General features: G+C 54.0%; 2 tRNA genes and 3 rRNA genes. All 5 read left to right on the forward strand.

The features are described from left to right. Window positions 1-268: 268 nt before the first annotated feature. The 5 genes from OQE56_RS20015 to rrf all read left to right on the forward strand — a co-directional run bounded on the left by OQE56_RS20015 (window position 269) and on the right by rrf (window position 5,527). A 16S ribosomal RNA gene (locus OQE56_RS20015) occupies window positions 269-1,813 on the forward strand. Window positions 1,814-2,009: 196 nt separating this feature from the next. Continuing rightward, window positions 2,010-2,086, forward strand: a tRNA-Ile gene (locus OQE56_RS20020). A gap of 11 nt (window positions 2,087-2,097) precedes the next feature. Next, window positions 2,098-2,173 (forward strand) — tRNA-Ala (locus tag OQE56_RS20025). A 232-nt stretch (window positions 2,174-2,405) separates the two neighbouring features. Further along, a 23S ribosomal RNA gene (locus OQE56_RS20030) occupies window positions 2,406-5,284 on the forward strand. A 130-nt stretch (window positions 5,285-5,414) separates the two neighbouring features. Further along, window positions 5,415-5,527 (forward strand): 5S ribosomal RNA (gene rrf / locus OQE56_RS20035). The 16S, 23S and 5S rRNA genes sit together here with 2 tRNA genes alongside, the layout of an rRNA operon. Window positions 5,528-5,578: the final 51 nt, after the last annotated feature.

Genomic DNA, 5,578 nt, shown 5'->3' on the forward strand with positions numbered 1-5,578 from the left:
TTCGCTGAAGGTGTTGACGGACTGGAAAGATGATGTAAGATGAGCGGCTCACTCGGAACGAAATGTTCCAACGCTGAAACGGAAACGGTCAGCAAGTGATTGAGATCTTTGACAGTGTGCGCAGGTGACTTGTGTGGGCGCCTTGCGGTGGATGACTGAATGTCAAACATATGCAAGCGTCTAACCTAAGAGTCAATTCAAAAGCTTGACGTTTTATGGTTAGGACAACGCTTCAGAAAGATAGATCATCTTCGGATGGTCGAAAACTTAAGTGAAGAGTTTGATCCTGGCTCAGATTGAACGCTGGCGGCATGCCTAACACATGCAAGTCGAACGGCAGCACAGCAGTAGCAATACTGTGGGTGGCGAGTGGCGGACGGGTGAGTAATGCATCGGGATCTACCCAAACGTGGGGGATAACGTAGGGAAACTTACGCTAATACCGCATACGTCCTATGGGAGAAAGCGGGGGATCGAAAGACCTCGCGCGGTTGGACGAACCGATGTGCGATTAGCTAGTTGGTAGGGTAAAGGCCTACCAAGGCGACGATCGCTAGCTGGTCTGAGAGGATGATCAGCCACACTGGAACTGAGACACGGTCCAGACTCCTACGGGAGGCAGCAGTGGGGAATATTGGACAATGGGCGCAAGCCTGATCCAGCAATGCCGCGTGTGTGAAGAAGGCCTTCGGGTTGTAAAGCACTTTTATCAGGAGCGAAATGCCATTGGTTAATACCCGGTGGAGCTGACGGTACCTGAGGAATAAGCACCGGCTAACTTCGTGCCAGCAGCCGCGGTAATACGAAGGGTGCAAGCGTTAATCGGAATTACTGGGCGTAAAGCGTGCGTAGGCGGTTATTTAAGTCTGTTGTGAAATCCCCGGGCTCAACCTGGGAATGGCAATGGATACTGGATAGCTAGAGTGTGATAGAGGATGGTGGAATTCCCGGTGTAGCGGTGAAATGCGTAGAGATCGGGAGGAACATCAGTGGCGAAGGCGGCCATCTGGATCAACACTGACGCTGAGGCACGAAAGCGTGGGGAGCAAACAGGATTAGATACCCTGGTAGTCCACGCCCTAAACGATGCGAACTGGATGTTGGTCTCAACTCGGAGATCAGTGTCGAAGCTAACGCGTTAAGTTCGCCGCCTGGGGAGTACGGTCGCAAGACTGAAACTCAAAGGAATTGACGGGGGCCCGCACAAGCGGTGGAGTATGTGGTTTAATTCGATGCAACGCGAAGAACCTTACCTGGCCTTGACATGTCTGGAATCCTGCAGAGATGCGGGAGTGCCTTCGGGAATCAGAACACAGGTGCTGCATGGCTGTCGTCAGCTCGTGTCGTGAGATGTTGGGTTAAGTCCCGCAACGAGCGCAACCCTTGTCCTTAGTTGCCAGCACGTAATGGTGGGAACTCTAAGGAGACTGCCGGTGACAAACCGGAGGAAGGTGGGGATGACGTCAAGTCATCATGGCCCTTACGGCCAGGGCTACACACGTACTACAATGGTCGGTACAGAGGGTTGCAATACCGCGAGGTGGAGCCAATCCCAGAAAGCCGATCCCAGTCCGGATTGGAGTCTGCAACTCGACTCCATGAAGTCGGAATCGCTAGTAATCGCAGATCAGCTATGCTGCGGTGAATACGTTCCCGGGCCTTGTACACACCGCCCGTCACACCATGGGAGTGAGTTGCTCCAGAAGCCGTTAGTCTAACCGCAAGGGGGACGACGACCACGGAGTGGTTCATGACTGGGGTGAAGTCGTAACAAGGTAGCCGTATCGGAAGGTGCGGCTGGATCACCTCCTTTCGAGAACGACATCTTTCCTCCCCGCAAGACGTCCACACAAGACACCTGCACTTTATTTCACGCGAAGTTTGCTTCACGCGACATCCTTGTCGCGAAGAGCAAGACCAGCCATCCCTGGCTGGACTCTTCACGAAACGCCCGCTTCGATGCGCGTCATCGAACAGTGGGTTGTTTTCGTCGAAGAACGAAGGTTCCCGGGTCTGTAGCTCAGGTGGTTAGAGCGCACCCCTGATAAGGGTGAGGCCGGTGGTTCGAGTCCTCCCAGACCCACCACCAAATCACTTGGGGCCATAGCTCAGCTGGGAGAGCACCTGCTTTGCAAGCAGGGGGTCGTCAGTTCGATCCTGACTGGCTCCACCATTTGGTGACACGACGTGAAATGAAGGCAGCGCACACATAAAGATTTAGAAACGAGGCGGCACTGTGGCCGTTCTTGTGTTCTTTGAAAATGTAAACGAGTGACAAGCGTTTTGGTTCGAAACCGAACCGAGATGTGTCGTTGAGGCAATTAAGCGAACGCGTTGTTTGGACATCGATGGACATCACCTCGTAAGTGATGCGTCATCGGCCCTGAGGCGACTTGGGGTTATATGGTCAAGCGACCAAGCGTATACGGTGGATGCCTTGGCAGTCAGAGGCGATGAAGGACGTGGCAGCCTGCGAAAAGTGTCGGGGAGCTGGCAACAAGCTTTGATCCGGCAATGTCCGAATGGGGAAACCCACTGCGTAAGCAGTATCCTGCAGTGAATACATAGCTGCTGGAAGCGAACCCGGGGAACTGAAATATCTAAGTACCCGGAGGAAAAGAAATCAACCGAGATTCCGTCAGTAGCGACGAGCGAACGCGGACTAGCCCAAAAGTCTTTAGTGTTTTAGCCGAACGGTTTGGAAAGGCCGGCCATAGCGGGTGATAGCCCCGTAGGCGAAAGGGCATTAGAGATGAAATTGAGTAAGGCGGGGCACGAGAAACCCTGTCTGAACATGGGGGGACCATCCTCCAAGGCTAAATACTCCTGACTGACCGATAGCGAACAAGTACCGTGAGGGAAAGGCGAAAAGAACCCCGGAGAGGGGAGTGAAATAGACCCTGAAACCGTATACGTACAAGCAGTGGAAGCCCGCAAGGGTGACTGCGTACCTTTTGTATAATGGGTCAGCGACTTACTGTCAGTGGCAAGCTTAACCGTATAGGGGAGGCGAAGGGAAACCGAGTCTGAATAGGGCGCATAGTCTCTGGCAGTAGACCCGAAACCGAGTGATCTATCCTTGGCCAGGTTGAAGGTGCGGTAACACGCACTGGAGGACCGAACCCACATCTGTTGCAATAGATGGGGATGAGCTGAGGATAGGAGTGAAAGGCTAAACAAACTCGGAGATAGCTGGTTCTCCTCGAAAGCTATTTAGGTAGCGCCTCGTATGAATCTTCCTGGGGGTAGAGCACTGTTATGGCTAGCGGGCCATCGCGGCTTAGTAAACCATGGCAAACTCCGAATACCAGGACAGAATGTACGGGAGACACACGGCGGGTGCTAACGTCCGTCGTGAAAAGGGAAACAACCCAGACCCGCAGCTAAGGTCCCAAAGTTATAGCTAAGTGGAAAACGATGTGGAAAGGCATAGACAGCCAGGAGGTTGGCTTAGAAGCAGCCACCCTTTAAAGAAAGCGTAATAGCTCACTGGTCGAGTCGGTCTGCGCGGAAGATTTAACGGGGCTAAGCTATACACCGAAGCTCGGGGTGCACACTTTGTGTGCGCGGTAGAGGAGCGTTCCGTAAGCCTGTGAAGGTGGATTGAGAAGTCTGCTGGAGGTATCGGAAGTGCGAATGCTGACATGAGTAACGATAATGCGGGTGAAAAGCCCGCACGCCGAAAGCCCAAGGTTTCCTCGCGCAACGTTCATCGGCGCAGGGTGAGTCGGCCCCTAAGGCGAGGCAGAAATGCGTAGTCGATGGGAAGCTGGTTAATATTCCAGCACTTGTCTGTAGTGCGATGTGGGGACGGAGAAAGTTAGGTCTACCGGGCGTTGGTTGTCCCGGGGAAAGGCGGTAGGCATGAGGGTTAGGCAAATCCGGCCCTCTTTATGCCGAGCACCGAGACGAGTCCTATTGGACGAAGTGACTGATACTACGCTTCCAGGAAAAGCCACTAAGCTTCAGCTACAGAGAAACCGTACCGTAAACCGACACTGGTAGGCAGGGTGAGAATCCCAAGGCGCTTGAGAGAACTCGGGTGAAGGAACTAGGCAAAATGGCACCGTAACTTCGGGAGAAGGTGCGCCCTTCGACGTGGTCACATGCGTGACTGAGCGTTGAAGGGTCGCAGTAACCTGGCCGCTGCGACTGTTTATCAAAAACACAGCACTCTGCAAACACGAAAGTGGACGTATAGGGTGTGACGCCTGCCCGGTGCTGGAAGGTTAATTGATGGGGTCAGCCGCAAGGCGAAGCTCTTGATCGAAGCCCCAGTAAACGGCGGCCGTAACTATAACGGTCCTAAGGTAGCGAAATTCCTTGTCGGGTAAGTTCCGACCTGCACGAATGGCGTAACGACAGCGGCGCTGTCTCCACCCGAGACTCAGTGAAATTGAAATCGCTGTGAAGATGCAGCGTTCCCGCGGCAAGACGGAAAGACCCCGTGAACCTTTACTACAGCTTCACACTGAACGTTGAGTTCTTCTGTGTAGGATAGGTGGGAGGCTATGAAACCGAGACGCTAGTTTCGGTGGAGCCATCCTTGAAATACCACCCTGAAGTGCTTGACGTTCTAACCTAGGTCCGTAATCCGGATCAGGGACCGTGTGTGGTGGGTAGTTTGACTGGGGCGGTCTCCTCCCAAAGAGTAACGGAGGAGCACGAAGGTACGCTCAGCGCGGTCGGACATCGCGCACTGTGTGCAAAGGCATAAGCGTGCTTGACTGCGAGATCGACGGATCAAGCAGGTACGAAAGTAGGTCTTAGTGATCCGGTGGTTCTGTATGGAAGGGCCATCGCTCAACGGATAAAAGGTACTCCGGGGATAACAGGCTGATACCGCCCAAGAGTTCATATCGACGGCGGTGTTTGGCACCTCGATGTCGGCTCATCACATCCTGGGGCTGTAGCCGGTCCCAAGGGTATGGCTGTTCGCCATTTAAAGTGGTACGCGAGCTGGGTTCAGAACGTCGTGAGACAGTTCGGTCCCTATCTGTCGTGGGCGTTGGAGATTTGAGAGGGGCTGCTCCTAGTACGAGAGGACCGGAGTGGACGTTCCGCTGGTGTTCGGGTTGTCATGCCCATGGCATTGCCCGGTAGCTACGAACGGAAGCGATAACCGCTGAAAGCATCTAAGCGGGAAGCGCGCCTCAAGATGAGATCTCCCGAGACTTCGAGTCTCCTTAAGGCACCATCAAGACTAGGTGGTTGATAGGCGCGGTGTGGAAGTGCAGCAATGCATTGAGCTTACGCGTACTAATGAGCCGTGCGGCTTGACCATATAACCCCAAGACGCTTCGCTAGAGACAACTCGTCTCAACGAACCATCTCGATCGAATTTCACCAGACGCTTGTCACTCGTTTACTCCCTCTGCGGAACTGGCGCATTAGTGCGCTGTTCCCACCCTTTCCCTGGCGGCTATAGCGCTGTGGTCCCACCCGATCCCATCCCGAACTCGGAAGTGAAACGCAGCTGCGCCGATGGTAGTGTGAATCCTCATGCAAGAGTAGGTCACCGCCAGGGGCTTTATCCCTCAAACGCCTTCCCATCCGGGAAGGCGTTTGTCTTTGCGCG

Source organism: Dyella silvae (genome assembly GCF_026421305.1).
GTDB lineage: Bacteria > Pseudomonadota > Gammaproteobacteria > Xanthomonadales > Rhodanobacteraceae > Dyella > Dyella silvae.